This is a genomic window from Photobacterium sp. 2_MG-2023, from assembly GCF_030547675.1.
Taxonomy (GTDB): domain Bacteria; phylum Pseudomonadota; class Gammaproteobacteria; order Enterobacterales; family Vibrionaceae; genus Photobacterium; species Photobacterium arenosum.
The window spans coordinates 66,271-82,043 of record NZ_JAUOQQ010000015.1; the positions used below are offsets into that span (position 1 = coordinate 66,271).

Sequence of the window (15,773 nt, forward strand, 5' to 3'; positions counted from 1 at the left end):
TTAATAAGCGAATATTTACTCCAGGAGTATAAGGCCGATGGGAAGCGAATCGCCGTAAACACGCTGGTTTTCTTCCTGGGTCAACACTTTATGCTCTGCGACCATCTCGATCCAGCGCTCTGGCACTTTGCTTGCCAGTAGTTTATCTACTACCTTTTGTCGTAACTCATCATCAATATCCAGTGTTCTGTCGCCTGTTTTTCTGCACATCATTACGGCGGCAAGGGCAATATCAGGTTCATCTTTCCAGTCTGAATCTAATAACTCTGGCAGGCAGTAGCTGATATGCTGAGCCGTTAACAGGTTATGCCGACTTCCATAGAGCGGGAAGCGACTGCCAATCCTGCCAATTGCCCACCAATGCGCCTGAGCAAATTGTGGTTTTTGCAATCGTGAGAATAACAATTCGATCAGTTGCAGTTTCTTTTCAAATGCTATGTGCTCAAGAGAAGCTGCTAAACGCACCATTTGCTCATAGCCTCGCTCTTGCATCTCTTTTGCTAATTTAGGATTGCGGGTTGCGCTCGGATTAATGTATTTGGCGATATCTTTGTAAATGATTTCTTGCTGCGCCTGATTGAGACCACCTGCTACACGACGCCAGAATATCCACCAGTCATTCCAGCTTTGAGCAGACTGGTGAAATTGCAGATTGTGCTGATACAGCGCCCAGACTTGATTCATGCGCCAGTCATCAACCGGGTCACCAAAACCGGGTCTTAACGTGTAACCTGTCAGTTTCAGCCAGTTTCGCTCATGCACAGCGGAGCGCCGCCGCCGTTTTTTGCTGTCAAGCAAGGTGTCGGCTAAGGCTCTTAATGAGGGCATTTCCCAGTCTTCACGCTTTCCGAGATACTTTTCCAGATCGTTTCTGAGTGTTTTTACCGGTTTTTCATCTGCGTGCTTTTTGCTGCCGCCATATGCTTTCTGAATGGCGATTCGGGCTGATTGCAAGGCGGTTGGATGGGGCATGTCTTCACTTGCAACAAGGTTATTATCGACAGAGGCTGCTTTTCGTACGGAAAAATCAACTTGCCATCGTTTATCTGGCATATCTACACTGACGCATTCCAATTGTAATGTGCCCACTTCAGTGAGCTGACAGGCCAGGGTAACATCAACTCTGTCTTTCTGGTTTGCTGCCAGTGATTCTCTGTCAGTCTCGCTGTTCAGAGTAATAACAAAAGGGGGCAGCGAGGTCATATGGGGTTTATCCAGAGGAAGGATATCCCCGGCCGAGATCGGCGTATCATCTGAAGAGGCATACAGATCAAAACGAACCGGTTCGCCTAATGTCAGCGCGAATTTTCTGTCTGACAATGCCACTTCAACACCTTCTTCAGTGCCTCGCGGTAACAGGCAAATACCAGAATGAGCGGATTGTGTATGCAGGTCGAGGAAAAATGAGCGCGCTGATCCTCCTCCAATCTTCAGCTGTGCGCCGTGTCTGGCTTTTGCATATGCGACGGCGCCGTATGCGACAGCAAGGTCGGGATGCGGATTGTCCAGACAGGTGACGCTTGCTCCTTTCCAATGGGCAAAAATATCCTGAATACGTTCGGACAAAACAGGGCTGTTGAATACGCCGCCATTGAGCAAAATTGCAGGGGGAATAGCCTTAATCGATGTGTCGCTGTTGTCTTCGGCTAAGCCCATAGCCTCATGGCAGGCGGCACTATGTTCACTGATGAAGTGTGCCAGATGTCTGGATATAGCCGGATCTGAAGCGTAGGGTAAACCGAATTCCACAACGGCACTTTGACGTTGGCCAGGATGTTCATCAAACGCACTGACAGGGAAAAATCCGTCGAGGGCTATGTGGTTGACTTGCGCCTGAGTGAGTTCCGCCGAGCGGCTGCCGCCGATCAGTTTCGAGCCACTGCCAAGCAGCGTCACACTCACCTGATCGGGCGCATTCTCTGCCAGCAGTTGCTCCTTTGCACGACGTGTTTGCTGAATGAGCTTCGACAGGCCAGCAGCGCTTAGCCGTTTACCACCAGTGTGCAGGATATTCTCGGCCTGATGGGCCAGTGCCAAATCCAGGTTATCCCCACCCAGCATCAGGTGGTCACCTACGCCGATGCGATCAAGCTTAAGCCTTTCATTCTGGTAGCTGACTTTAATCAGGCTGAGGTCTGTGGTACCGCCGCCAATGTCGCACACCATTAAAAGCGGTATATCTTGCAACAGGGTTTCCGCTTCATTGTGGTGACGGGAATACCAGTCGTAACACACAGCCTGTGGTTCTTCGAGCAAAACCATATGGCTTAGCCCGGCCAGTTTGGCCGCTTCTATCGTTAGCGCTCTGGCGCCTTCATCGAAAGAAGCGGGTATGGTGATAACAACATCCTGGTGGGCAAGTTTATCTTGTGGATGGTGGTAGTCCCAGCATTGACGGACATGGTTCAGGTAACTGGCACTGGCAATAACCGGCGATACTTTTTGTACACCGCTACTGGCTGCCCATGGCAGAATCGGTTGATTGCGATCAACGCCTGTATGAGATAACCAGCTTTTTGCACTAGTGACTTGCCGGCCTTCAACTTTGGCCCCTAATTCGCGGGCATAATCACCTATGATCGCCTCTGGAAAGTCGCCATTAACGGGGTTGTTATCCCAGGGCAAAACACACAGATCGGGTGCTATTTCACCGCTTGTAGGATGGTATCTGAACGAGGGTAAAAGGGGTTTGCGTGCCACTTCACCGGGGGCGATGAGCTGGTCGATGTCGAAAATCTTTACAGCTTCATGTTGAAGATCAGAAGTAACAGGGCAGTAGGCGACAACGGTATGTGTTGTACCTAAATCTATACCCACTAAATATCGGGGAGAAGACATGTAAGACTCCGTGCCTGTTTTTACTCAGATGTTACCGTGTAACCAGCATGTGGCTGAAACTGGGTAAGCTGGGTAAAATAACGGCGCAATGAATGCGCCGTCGAAATATCATCTGAGAAAGCATTAACTTTCCCGAACGTCAAACTCTACTTGCCATTTCTGTCCGCCATCAGTTGGAATGGCTTCCAGGCATAGGGTGCCCAATTCTGTCACCCGTGCCGCCAGTGAAACCGGAACGATCTGGCCCGCAGAACGACCATCGGATACCGGTAGGGTCACTTGAATCGCTGGCAGTTCTTCCAGCTCTTCTGGTTGCCACCAGTCAAGCAGGACACCCGGTGCATCTTCCCGGCGAACCGTTGAACCGAAGAATCGGAAAGTCACGGGCTGACCAATGATCAAGCCGAATTCTCTGCCTGATACGTCTGCATGACTGCCTTCTTCCATACCAAAAGGCGCTACGCAAAGTGCTTCTACAGGTGGTTCCATACCCGGAATGGCCGGCATGGCACTTTCAATGCCCACATAGTAGCTGCTGGCAATACCACCGCGAATGCGAACGCCTTTGCCCTGGCGCACTGAGCCGTAATAGGAAGCCCCGTGAGCAACAGCCAGATCCAAGTCCAGTCCCTGAAGGCGTTTGGCTTCCGGGCTGCCGGCCTGGGTCAGCCATTGATTGATGGTGGACGTCAGGCGCTGAGAAAGCAGAGCGGATTTCAGTACGCCGCCGTTGAACAAAATTGCAGTCGGACGAATGAAGCCGTCATGAATTTGCTCAAAGCTGTCAAAAAGTTCATCCACGGCGGAGGATTGACGACTCAGAAAACCGGCAATATGACGGGTAATAGCGGCATCTTGTGCGTAAGGCAGTCCCATTTGTGTCAGAGCACCGCGCTGCATTTCAACCGGATGCTCTTCAATGCCTGTTTGTGGGAAGAAGCCTTCTACCAGTGTTTGCTGTACTTCCTCTTGGGTCAGTTCAGTCTGCAGTGTACCACCCAGCAGCTTGGAACCCCGGCTTGGCACCACAATGGGAACAGCCTGCAGAGTATCGTCTGTCAGCAGGGCTTCTTTAGCATCACGGCAAGCGTGGGTAATGGCTTGAATCTGCCAGGGTTGCAGCGCCTTGCCTTCCTGCGCCAGTTTGGCCTTCAGACGGTAAGCCAGCGCCAGATCCATGTTATCGCCACCCAGCAAAATATGATCACCGACAGCAACACGATTCAGCGTCAGGTTACCGTCTTCTTCCGTCACGGCGACCAGTGAGAGGTCGGTAGTACCACCACCGATATCAACAACCAGGACGACATCGCCCACGCTGACCTGATCACGCCAGGTGTCATCGTTATTCTTGATCCAGCTGTATACCGCTGCCTGTGGCTCTTCTAACAGCGTCAGGTGTTTGAAGCCCACTTCGCGCGCCGCTTCTGCCGTTAAATCGCGAGCCGCGGGGTCGAAGGAGGCCGGTACGGTAATGGTAACATCCTGATCGAACAGTGATGCGTCAGGGTGTTTGTGATCCCAGGCTCTGGCCAGGTGAGACAAATAAGCGCGGGTCGCAGCCAGTGGAGAAACTTTAGTCACTTCTTCTGGCGCATTCAGCGGCAGAAAGGCATCACGACGGTTAATGCCGCCATGGCACAACCAGCTTTTGGCACTGGCGATTAAACGGATAGGGGTTTTACTCCCTAAATGGCGGGCCATCGCACCCACAATCGCATTCGGCTGAGCATCCCATGGCAGGGTAGTATCCCCTGGTGCCAGCTCAGATTCGTGTGCCTGATACATGAAAGAAGGCAATTGCGATTTGTCTTCTACATTGCCCGGAGTGGTCAGCTGGGCGATTGGCATCACAGTGACCGGTGCATCGTCCTGTTGTAAATCAACATAAGACAGAACGCAGTGGGTGGTGCCAAGGTCAATACCCACACTGTATTTATGTTCTTGATGTGCTTGCATTATAGCTCAACCTCAGCTGCCGACAGGATACGAGGGTCGTGTCCGTCTGACATTTTAGGTAAATGAATTTCTGTGACTTTCCATCCGCGGTGAATGAGGGTGCCAGTGAAAGGCGCATTACCCACCACATTGCCTGTCAGGCGGACTTCAGAGGCATTAAAGCCTTCTGGTAAGGTGATGCGGGTTTCTTCTTCTTCACTGCGCACTGGCGCAAACCGGAAATATTCATCCAGTACTTTTTTACCGCCTTCGTGAATAACCCGGGCTGCCGCGCCAATTTCGGCATCGGCAAAGCCTTTCAGATCTTCTTGCATAAAGTCGATGAAACGTGCTTCTTTTTGCAGCAGAGACAGGAGCTGAAGCGCAGCGTCAGGCGTTGCGGTTTTGAGTTTAGATTCCACCTCAACAATTTTCTCTACTTCAACAATCTTTTCGATCGGTTTTTCGACTTCGACAATTTTTTCAACCTGGACTTCTTTCTCGACGACTTTCTCAACTTCTACCGGTTTGCCTTTCTTTGTCACGTATAGCAGTAAAAGAATAACAACCAGAGCGGCCAGTACGCCATGTGCCATATCAATAGTGGTTGGCATTGCGGATAAATCCACCGTCATTTTTGAAAAGTCTAAAGCCATATTTATCTTCTCTTTTGTCCGTGACAAGCTGAAAAATTTTGGCCCGAATATTAACACAACATATTGCTAATATAGCCAGTAAACACGCCATTTTTAGCGCTAGTTTCGCGAGAAACTGTCTCTTAGGTTACTTTGCAACCAAGTCAATATGACATTTTTCTGTCACAGGTTACATACACTTGTGATAAGAGCGGCAGTGGTAAGGCTCAAAATCGCTGAATGAGGCTGGAGTTTACCGCCCTTCATTACTTTTTAGTCTATTTTTTGAGCCTGTGTGAAATTCGCATTAACTTTACAGAAGTGTCAGAAAATCAGACAGGCAAAATGCAACGCATTATGAGTTGCAGGCTGCGATAACTTGCGTAGCAGATAGTTCATCAGGGGTAATCAAGCACTGCTTTTATGTCAGTGAGGTTGTCGGCAATCCATTGTTTGTTGATTGCGCCCCATTCCTGAATTTCATACCGTCCGCTTCGGTGGCGTTCTCCCTCTGCCTGTTTGAATTCACACACAATATCGAGGTCGGAGAGGCTTTTAATGGTGTCTTGCGCTGTGCGCCTCGGCATACCTGTATATTCAAGCAATGCGGGCACTGTCGCGATGCCCTGGTCGATCAGGTGCGCGACATATAAGCGACGATAAAAGCTGGATTTGGTTTTACTGATGGACATAACTGCCGTGTTAACTCCGTTTAAACATCTTAACTGACGATGCCAGAGTATCACCAATTTCAGCCAGGATGAACGGCGTTTTGATGCAGCCGGTTGCTATTGTCAGAGAGTTTTACAGCTGTCTGAAGTCGTCATCTTTGTAAAACCGTAACATATTGAAATTAATGAATGGATAAAGTTGGCCCGAATAGTGCAATCAAATAATGAAACCAGACACAGCAGAAACAAAGCGCGTATTACGTGAATGTTAATGCAGTGATGTGAAGAAGAGGGAGTATCTGTGATCACTGCTTCAGGGCTTAGGGGAAGCGCTGATACTGTGCAGGGATTCAGAATTATAATAACAACAGACTAAAACTATAATTTTCAACTGGCCACCTGCGGGTGGCTTTTCTTTTTTCTTTGTTTGGCACTGCAGGGATAGTAGCCAGGTGAACAGACCAGGTGCTGTGGTTCTTGCAAGCTTGCCATGCTGGTATACAATACATTGTTCTTTTCCTGTCTGCCCACGACGATGACAGTGCAGGCTTCGCTTCAAACAATAAGGAAAATCGTCTCTGTTATGAGCAAATTGACGGCACCGGAATTTAAGGCCGAACTTCTTCACCCCCGATACTGGCCGACCTTGTTGATGATTGGCACTATGAAACTCATCAGTTTACTCCCTTACCGTATTCAGTTTCTGATGGGTAAAGGTGTCGGCAGGCTGGCAATCAAATTGCTCAAAAAGCGTCGTTATACCATTGAGCGTAATCTGGAACTCTGCTTTCCAGATATGCCAAAGGATGAGCGTGATACGTTGATTAAGAAAAATATCGACAATGCCGGACTGGCTTTGTTTGAAACTGGTATGGCCTGGTTCTGGCCTGAATGGCGGGTTAAACGCCACATCCGGTTTGAAGGTGTTGAGTATCTGGATGAGCTGGATAAGCAAGGGAAAGGTGTACTGCTGGTGGCCGTTCATTCCATGAATCTGGAAGTCGGAGCCCGCGCATTCGGCCTTAGAGCGCCGGGTGTGGGTGTCTACCGTCCGAACAATAACCCTTGTTTTGATTATTTCCAGTTTAAAGGCCGGGTGCGTTCTAACCGTTATATGCTGGATCGCAAAGATGTCAAAGGGATGTTCCGTGCCTTGCGTGAAGGGGAGCGGGTCTGGTATGCCCCTGATCATGATTATGGTCGTCGCCGTTCAACCTTTGCGCCCCTGTTTGCCGTTGATAAGGCGTGTACGACGGTAGGAACCAGTTTACTGGTTGATGCCACTGATTGTGCCATTGTACCTATTGCCCTGGTCCGCGACACCGATGACGGTATGTATACACTCAGAGTGTTTAAACCGTTGGAAGACTTCCCGCATAATGATCCGGATGCGGCAGCAGTCTATATCAACAAACACGCGGTAGAACCTATGATCATGCAGGCACCAGAGCAGTATATGTGGCTGCACCGGCGGTTTAAGACCCGTCCCGAAGGCGAAGCCAGTTTATACTGATTGGCGAAAGATAAAAAAACAGCCCGCATTGCGGGCTGTTTTCGTAGGGCGTGTGGCTATCAGCTAGTCGGTCAGCTGGCCGGCCTGATAATCACGAATCGCTTGCTCGATCTCTTCCATGGTATTCATGACAAAAGGGCCGTAATGTGCCACTGGCTCATTAATCGGGGTGCCCGAAAGCAATAGCAGCCCGGTATCTTCTGTGGCCGTTATTGCCAGACCTTCACCTGCGGTTAACATCACCAGTTCACCGGCTTTGGCATGTCGTCCCTCGATGCTGACTGCTCCCTGGTAAACATACAGCATGGCCTGGAAATCCGGGTTCAGGCAACTGTTCAATTGCTCACCGGCTGCTGCTCGCCAGTCTGCAATAGTGGTGGGTACACCCGTTTCTTGTAGCGGACCTGTCAGAGTGTCACCGTCAATGGTGAGATCGCCGGCAATAACACGAATCAGGTTCTGCTCATTTAGCTGTTTCTCTGTAATCACGTCAGACTGGAAGTCATGGTACTGAGCGGGCAGCATTTTTTTGTTGGCGGGCAGGTTTATCCAAATTTGAAAACCATGTAATTGCCCGTCGGCCATGATGGGCATCTCACTGTGAATAACCCCTTTACCTGCCGACATCCATTGCGCACCACCGTCTTTCAGCTCGCCTTTGTTGCCCAAGTGGTCTTGGTGCTGGAAGTGACCGCGTAACATATAAGTCAGTGTTTCTATGCCTCGGTGCGGATGGGGTGGAAACCCGCCAATATAGTCAGCGGCCTGATCAGACTTGAGCTCATCAACCATCAGAAAAGGCGAGAATGCCGCATTGTCGAAACCATGCACGCGTTGAATTTTGACACCATCACCATCTGACGATGGGTGAGAGCGCAGGATATGTTGAATGTGTCTGATTGCCATGATTGCCTCCGAATATCAGCTTCCGGCGTAGTTTGAAAAAAGTGTACGCCGGGCAAAGGCAACAGAACAGTTCAGGCTGACGAACAGCTTATTAGAAAAAATTGAATGAGTTGGCGTTTGGGGTTAGTTGTGGAGGCGGCTTTGAATGCGCTGCCAGGCTTCACAGGCCTGTCGGAATTTCTCTGTATTACCTTCCGGGCGATCAGGGTGCCAGCGCAATGCCAGCCTTCGCCATTGTTTGCGTATTTGTGCCGGACTGGCATCAGCGGGAAGCTCAAGTACGGCCAGATCTTGTTGCCATGAGGCGTTTGTCGTGACACTCAGGTTGCCAATGTGTTGCTGATATCTTTGCCAGAACGTTGACAGCAGATCGCGGATGGAGTGGGTATCAGAGTTATAATTCTGCCAGTCCAGATAGTATTCCCTGAGCGGGTCTTGCTCGTCGACCTGCTGATCACCCTGATTTTGCATCAGTTTGATGTTCATTGCCTGAGCCTGCAGCCACTGCCGGGGCAACAGCATTTGCTGCAGCTGGTATAGCGCATTCATCAGCAGAAAATTTCGCTTGAACAGATCCTGCTCAGCAACCTCGTCTAAGGTGTTCAGTAAACCTTGCTGCTTCAACGATTCCGCCAGGGTATGTACCATCCATCCATCGGGTTGCTTTTCCAGAAGGCTGAGAATGGGCCAGATAAGCGGGTTTTCAGGTTGTTCGTCAGATGGACGCTCTGGCAGGGTCATTCAGTGTTTCCGTTAGTTGTGAAAAAGGTGTCGCCTGATCACCGTCTGCGACGATAGGCAGTGGCACTCTAACAAACTCGGGTGTGAGACAAAAAGAAATCAGGGTACAGAAAGCGGATAGGGGAATCGGTGTCACAGCTTGCACATTTTCAGGCTATTGCATGAAAAAATCCGGGATAAGTGCATGACGCTGTTCATTATCCCGGAATCTTTATCTGATGTTGCTGGAATGAGTGGTGTTACTCAATCGTCACGCCGTAATACTTCTGGATACACTTGGCATAATCGCCTTTTTTCAGTGTGGTGTATGCGGTTTGATACCCGGATTCAATCCGGCAGGCAAAGCTGCTGCCGCTCGGGTTATCCGGGTAATAGCTCCAGTCATTTTCCCAGTACAGGCCAAAGGTGCTGTCACCTGTTTTCTTGAACGCTTTCATACCCGCACAGCCCAGCTGTTCGTCTGCGGGAATGGCAACACCCAGAGCGGCAGCGTGACCACGGTAGTATTTAATACGGTTGACTGACTGAGGTTTCTCAGTGTCAAGCGTGCATTCAATACCGCCATTGATGATCATAGTGGTGACACCAAAGCCGGGTACGCGCTTCTCAGCAATATCTGCTGCTGTTGGCTGCCATGTACCGTCAATAACATGCAGCATGGAAGGTTTCGGTGGCTGCGGATACACAAAGAAGAACACGGCAGACGCCAGGTTCAGCCAGCTGTCAGCAACACGATCCGGATCTTGTAGCAGTACGTTAACGTCGTTAAAGATAAAGTCAGAGAAGGGGCCGTAGTTGTAGTGGTAAGACAGTTGTTTGGCACCACGACCGAAATACTTCACATAACTGCCGTCGGGGTTAGTCCCGCATGGCCACTGTTCAGTCTGCCAGTTACTGGCGGCACATTCACTGTTGTAGCCACAGGAAGAGGCCTCTTCCGAACACCCGGCTTCGCGTACAAAGAACAGGCCCTGCCGCCATTCTTCGTAAGGAGAGTGGGGGTTATGGGCGCCGGTTTCCTGAGTGAAATGCGCGAACATGACGGCCAGCGATTTGGCACAGATGGCATCTGATTGCGCTGCACGCTCATCGGTGTAGGTGGCACAAAAACCTTTGAATTTCGCGACTGCTTTCAGAAAATTAGAGTAGGTATAGACGACGTTGCGCTCCGGGAACAGCGCATCCCATTTTTGCTCGCTGATTAAGGCTTCAACCCGTTTGACGTTATCCGGGTTGGTAGACAAGCCAGGAACAACGGCTTCTACAACTGCGTTGTCGCGTGTGCTGATTGAAGCCAGCACGGCAGCGAATTCCGGCGAGCTGGTCAGTTCGGCTTCACGGGCATCCAGATAGGTTTTGCTCATGATATAGCTGCCGTCCGGGTTCTGACCAATGATACCGTTGGCCGGTGTCGGTTCCGGCGTTGGATCCGGATCAGGGCCGGGGCCGGGATCAGGGTTGTTGTCTGCACTGACCCACTCCCAAACGCCTGTGCCGGGTGTGGCGTCTGGTGCTTCTCCCTGTGTCCACCATTTTGCTTTATAAATCTGACTGTTGTAAGAAACGTGGTCACCCCCTACATACACAGCACTGCTTTGGTAGGCCGGATACGTCGGTGTTGTTGATGACGTTACATTCAGCGCGTTGACCTGTTGCCAGGCATCGCCCAGATACGTATCGGGTGCCTCGTTTTCTGTGCTGCGCAGTGCTTGATAAGTGGCTCCCTGATAGATGACTTGTTCACCCGCGCTATAAACGCCATCGGGGTTGTAATTCGCCGTGGCCATGACGCTGGCAGAGAGTAAAGCACTGCTGATCAGGACTGTCTTCAGCGTCCTTTGCAGTATGTGTCTGTTATTCATTATTGGTTCCTTAAGTGCAGTAAAAGCCGGTCAGTTGACCGAAAAAATGTACTGCAAATTAAGGTATCGCTTATGACAGTTTTGTCGTGAGATGAAATGACAAACTGTGATAGCAAGCAATAGGAATCAGTGAAGGAGTCAGAGACTTGCTGAGAAGTTGTGATAACGCACTACAACTTAATTGGAGTGGTGTAAAAAGTGTTGATGTTGACTCGGTGGCTGATCAGGAAGGCATGTATCGCCTTCCTGAAATCAATGGATAAAGCGGTGAATCAGTCGCGGAAGTTTTCAAACTGGAAAGGTTTATCCAGCTCTTCTGAGCTTCGTACCAGCGCCATTGCAGCTTGCAGGTCATCGCGCTTTTTACCGGTTACCCGGACTTTGTCGCCCTGAATAGAGGCTTGCACTTTGATCTTGGAATCTTTTAGCATTTTGACTATTTGCTTAGCCACAGGGGTATCAATCCCTTGCTTAAACATGGCTTCCTGTGAATAGGTTTTCCCAGTGTGAACCATGTCTTTGGTTTCCATCGCGCGGGCATCAACGCCGCGTTTGGCTAAGTTTCCGCGAAGGATATCGCGCATTTGCAGCAGCTGAAACTCAGCTTCAGCAGACATTTTCACGATTTCTTTATTCAGACTGAAAGTGGCTTCTACATTGCGGAAATCAAAGCGGGTGTCCAGCTCGCGGTTACTGTTATCTACCGCATTTTTCAGCTCAACGGTATCGACTTCAGAAATAATATCAAAAGAAGGCATGGTGTATTCCTGCTCATCATTGTTAATGGGCGTTTTTATATCATAAAACGCCAGATTATTGTAACTAATGGCTTTTGGCCTGACTTATTGTTTTTGGACTGCAGCAGCGAGCATGGCAAGCATCTCTTCAGTATCTTCCCAGCTTATGCAAGGGTCGGTGATGGATTGACCATAGGTCAGGCCTTTTTCCTGGCCGCTTTCCAGTGACTGATTACCTTCAACAATAAAGCTTTCTGCCATAATGCCGGCAATGTAGCGACTGCCATCTGTCAATTGTTTACAGATGTCGGCAGCCACATCAAGCTGGCGTTTATGTTGCTTCTGACAGTTTCCATGGCTGAAATCGACTACCAGCTTAGTCGGCAGCGCAAACTCTTCCAGCGCGTCACAGGCTGCCTGAATGTCTTCTGCGTGATAATTTGGCATTTTTCCGCCACGCAAAATAATGTGGCCATGGGGATTGCCCGCGGTTTTGTAAATCGTCATCTCGCCATTTTTTGCCGGGGAGCAAAAAACGTGCGGTGCACGGGTGGCACGAATCGCATCTATCGCAATTTTCACATTACCATCGGTGCCGTTTTTAAATCCTACCGGACAGGAAAGCGCAGAGGCCATTTCACGGTGTATCTGAGATTCAGTGGTACGTGCGCCAATCGCTCCCCAGCTGATCAAGTCCGCAATGTACTGGCCTGTGATCATATCAAGGAACTCGGTCGCTGTTGGCATGCCCAGCTGATTAATGTCGAGCAGTAGTTTTCTGGCTTTGTACAAACCGGCAACTAAATCCAGACTACCATCAAGATGGGGATCGGAAACCAGGCCCTTCCAGCCAACGACAGTCCGTGGTTTTTCGAAATAGGTGCGCATTACAATGCACAGTTTTTCCTGGTATTTGTCTTTCAGTGTCAGCAGGCGACGCGCATAGTCCAGAGCGGCTTCTGTATCATGGACTGAACATGGGCCAACGATGACCAGAAGGCGGTTATCTTTGCCTGTCAGAATGTTTTCGATCTCACGGCGGGAATGAGCGATGTGCTTGGCGGTGGGATCTGTCATCGGATGGGCGGCTTCCACCTCGTCTGGAGAAGGCATACGTCCGAGACTGACGGTACGAAGTTCATCGGTTTTTTGGGGCATTTGGGCGCCTGCTTTTCAGGTGTAACATTGATGACGGATAAAGATAGCCTAAAAGGCCGCAGGAATAAACCAAACGATTAATATCCATCACCTTTATGGCCTGAATTTACTGGGATCTGAAGAAAACCTGAATAATGGTTGCACCGGATAAAAATGAATTGTTATGTTTCCTGTAAGCATAAAAATGGTGCTTGCCTTTCAGAGTAACTCGGATGCTGAGCTACTTTGGTTGAATAACAGATAATAAACAGCAGTGTAAGGGAGATGGCTATGATGTCCGCAGAGAAGTGGGCGACCAATGTTGTCGCGGGTAAAGTAATCGCATTAACGCGCTCGCAATTGGTATCAAGGTCAACAGATGAAGCCAGCAATACAGTTTTGATAGGGTTGGATGCGTTAATAGCAGAAACCGGGATTCATCTCAGCGCTGTGTGTCAGCCGGATGTACTCAATGGTGATGAGAAAGCGGCGTTGTCAGCGATAACCTGCGGGAAAGATGCTGAGAGCTTTCTGGTTGACAGGCTGGTCAGTGATTTGTCTGAATTTGCTCAGAAACGTATTGCGGCAGGACATACCAAACCGGTACTGAAGCTGAGACTCAGCGGAGGGGAGATTGCCAGCGACAGTACGCAGATTGGCGGTCATTTAATGCCGAAAGAAGAGAATCCCGTGATGGGGCTGCGCGGTGTCGCTCGCTACCTGCAGCCGCAGTGGGCCAGAATGTTTGCACTGCAGTGTCAGATTATCAAGCAATTGCGCCTTGTTACCGGTGATTTGCCGATAGCCATAGTGATTCCTTTTGTCCGGACATACAGTGATGCGGCATCCGTTCATGATTTGCTGGCAGAACAAGGTTTGTTTCGCGGAAAGTCAGGTTTGCAGGTGCATCTGATGTGTGATTTACCGGCCAATGCTGTGATGGCGGATAAATTTCTGCATTACTTTGATGGTGTAGTGATCGATCTGGATCATCTGGCACAACTGACGCTGGCGATAGACCCGGCAAATGACACGCTGGATTATGACGAACCTTATAATGACGCAGTGTTATTTCTGGCTGAACGTACTCTGAAAAAGAGCCGGGAAGTGAATAAGCCTTGTGAATTACTGTCACGCTCTGTCACCGTTCAGCCAAAACTTCAGCGCTGGCTATCGGAACACGCAGTGACGAGTCTTATCTGCAGCCCACAATAACTACGAAGAGCCTGAGTATTCAGGCTCTTATTATACTTGCCGCTCTTTTCTATCGTGTCGGCATCGTGCCGGAAAAGTGTGTTTGCTAAGACGAGCAACTGATTTCCAGCTCTTTTCCCCATTGCGGTGGTTTCGCCGCCAGCTGCTCATAGCCAGGGTGATCGTCATATGGGTTGGCCAGCACGGTCAGCAGATTCTCAACCATGGCATAGTCACCACTTTCCGCCTGCTCAATGGCTTGCTGGGCTAAATAATTCCTCAGTATGTATTTAGGATTATGCAGCCGCATTAACGCTAAGCGATCGGCATCGTTGTTCTGTTCGAGTGTCAGTCGCTTCGCGTAAGTGTTAAGCCAGGCTTGCAGGGGCGCAGGATCGTTAACCAGATCCGAAAACAGGTGGCTGCTGTCAGTCAGGTTTCCGGCTGGAATGTCAGTCAGCGTTCTGAAGAACAGGGTGTAATCTATTGCCTGATTGGCGAGCAGCTCAAACATCTCACTGAACAGGGCGCTGTCTTCTTCATGGCGTTCCATAATGCCCAATTTATTGCGCATCCGGATGCTGTATTCCTGTTGAAGCCGTGACTGGTAGCTGTGCAGTGCGGCATCAATCTCTTCTTTGTCGAGAAGCGGGGTTAATGCATAGCCAAGCGCGGATAAATTCCACAGTGCAATGGACGGTTGCTGGTTAAACGCGTAGCGGCCTGAATAGTCTGAATGGTTACAGATATAACCCGGCTGATAATCGTCCAGGAACCCGTAAGGACCGTAGTCGAATGTCAGTCCGAGCACTGACATGTTGTCGGTATTCATCACACCGTGAGCAAAACCAACGGCTTGCCAGTCAGCGATTAAGGTGGCTGTCAGATCGACGATGCGCTGGAACATGGCCGCATACGGTGTGGCATGGGTGAGTAGATCAGCGAAATGATGCTTGATCAGATAATCCGCCAGCAGCTTCAGCTCCGTGTGCTGCTGGGTATAAAACAGGTATTCAAAGTGGCCGAAACGCAGGTGGCTTTCTGCGACACGGATCAGTGTGGCGCCCGGTTCTGCTTTTTCCCGGTAAACAGGGGTGTCGCTGGCTAACACGGCCAGTGCATGCGTGGTTCGGATACCCAGGCCTTTCATGGCCGCACTGGCCAGATATTCACGGATGCTGGAGCGTAACACTGCGCGTCCGTCTCCCATGCGGGAATAAGGGGTTTGCCCGGAGCCTTTCAGATGAATGTCCCACTTGTTGCCTTGTGATGTGATCACTTCTCCCATCAAAAGGCCGCGTCCATCGCCTAAATCCGGATTGTACTGACCGAACTGATGACCTGTGTATTTCATGGCCAGCGGGTCAAGTCCGTGCAGTGCCTCATTGCCGGTAAACAGTTCTGCAAAGAAAGGGGTTTGCGCTTCGGCAGGATCCAGTTCCAGCATTTCACAGACGGCAGGATTGACACTGACCAGGTAAGGATTTTCCAGCGGCTGGGGGATCACCCGGGTGCCGAACACACTGGGTAATTCACTGTAAGTATTATTGAAAATCAATTCGGTCAGTTTGCGCATAATGGCCGCCAGGAAGATGAAAGTG

Annotated in this window: 12 protein-coding genes; 2 read left to right on the plus strand and 10 right to left on the minus strand. The window is 50.0% G+C overall.

All coding sequences use genetic code 11. From position 1 onward, the window contains the following. Nucleotides 1-15: 15 nt before the first annotated feature. The 4 genes from Q4491_RS13460 to Q4491_RS13475 form a co-directional block, all read right to left on the minus strand. Nucleotides 16-2,838: an Hsp70 family protein gene (locus Q4491_RS13460; protein WP_303458123.1), complete on the minus strand. Its 2,823-nt coding sequence runs from the start codon at nt 2,836-2,838 to the stop codon at nt 16-18. Between the two features lie 123 nt (nt 2,839-2,961). After that, on the minus strand, nt 2,962-4,797 hold the full coding sequence (locus tag Q4491_RS13465) for an Hsp70 family protein (protein ID WP_303458125.1): 1,836 nt from the start codon (nt 4,795-4,797) through the stop codon (nt 2,962-2,964). Next, a complete protein-coding gene (locus tag Q4491_RS13470) occupies nt 4,797-5,411 on the minus strand; it encodes a DUF2760 domain-containing protein (RefSeq protein WP_218386015.1) in 615 nt (204 codons plus the stop codon). Before Q4491_RS13470 ends, Q4491_RS13465 begins: the two co-directional genes overlap by 1 nt. Nucleotides 5,412-5,809: 398 nt before the next feature. Further along, the gene (locus Q4491_RS13475) at nt 5,810-6,103 is read right to left on the minus strand and encodes a helix-turn-helix domain-containing protein (protein WP_027252143.1); all 294 of its coding nucleotides are present in this window, start codon (nt 6,101-6,103) and stop codon (nt 5,810-5,812) included. Between the two features lie 562 nt (nt 6,104-6,665). Between Q4491_RS13475 and lpxL the strand changes: the two genes are divergently transcribed. Further along, nucleotides 6,666-7,595, plus strand: a complete 930-nt coding sequence (gene lpxL, locus Q4491_RS13480) for an LpxL/LpxP family Kdo(2)-lipid IV(A) lauroyl/palmitoleoyl acyltransferase (RefSeq protein ID WP_303458129.1) — start codon at nt 6,666-6,668, stop codon at nt 7,593-7,595. 63 nt (nt 7,596-7,658) lie between these two features. Here lpxL and Q4491_RS13485 read toward each other — a convergent pair whose 3' ends face one another. From Q4491_RS13485 to Q4491_RS13505, 5 genes are all read right to left on the minus strand, one after another. Further along, complete coding sequence (locus Q4491_RS13485) at nt 7,659-8,501, minus strand: pirin family protein (protein ID WP_218385934.1); 843 nt, start codon at nt 8,499-8,501, stop codon at nt 7,659-7,661. Nucleotides 8,502-8,624: 123 nt separating this feature from the next. Then, nucleotides 8,625-9,242: a DNA-J related domain-containing protein gene (locus Q4491_RS13490; RefSeq protein ID WP_218385932.1), complete on the minus strand. Its 618-nt coding sequence runs from the start codon at nt 9,240-9,242 to the stop codon at nt 8,625-8,627. Nucleotides 9,243-9,481: 239 nt separating this feature from the next. Beyond that, nucleotides 9,482-11,104 (minus strand): glycoside hydrolase family 19 protein, encoded by a 1,623-nt coding sequence (locus tag Q4491_RS13495; RefSeq protein WP_303458132.1) that lies wholly within the window; start codon nt 11,102-11,104, stop codon nt 9,482-9,484. 272 nt (nt 11,105-11,376) lie between these two features. Beyond that, complete coding sequence (locus Q4491_RS13500) at nt 11,377-11,862, minus strand: YajQ family cyclic di-GMP-binding protein (RefSeq protein WP_027252148.1); 486 nt, start codon at nt 11,860-11,862, stop codon at nt 11,377-11,379. 84 nt (nt 11,863-11,946) lie between these two features. Continuing rightward, nucleotides 11,947-12,999 carry a 3-deoxy-7-phosphoheptulonate synthase gene (locus Q4491_RS13505; RefSeq protein ID WP_218385928.1) on the minus strand — a complete coding sequence of 351 codons (1,053 nt, stop codon included), beginning with the start codon at nt 12,997-12,999 and terminating at the stop codon, nt 11,947-11,949. A 270-nt stretch (nt 13,000-13,269) separates the two neighbouring features. Here Q4491_RS13505 and Q4491_RS13510 point away from each other — a divergent pair, with 270 nt between their 5' ends. Continuing rightward, the gene (locus tag Q4491_RS13510; RefSeq protein ID WP_303458133.1) at nt 13,270-14,193 is read left to right on the plus strand and encodes a putative PEP-binding protein; all 924 of its coding nucleotides are present in this window, start codon (nt 13,270-13,272) and stop codon (nt 14,191-14,193) included. Nucleotides 14,194-14,278: 85 nt separating this feature from the next. On the opposite strand, the gene Q4491_RS13515 is transcribed toward Q4491_RS13510, so the two are convergent. Then, the gene (locus tag Q4491_RS13515) at nt 14,279-15,748 is read right to left on the minus strand and encodes a YdiU family protein (RefSeq protein WP_303458135.1); all 1,470 of its coding nucleotides are present in this window, start codon (nt 15,746-15,748) and stop codon (nt 14,279-14,281) included. Nucleotides 15,749-15,773: the final 25 nt, after the last annotated feature.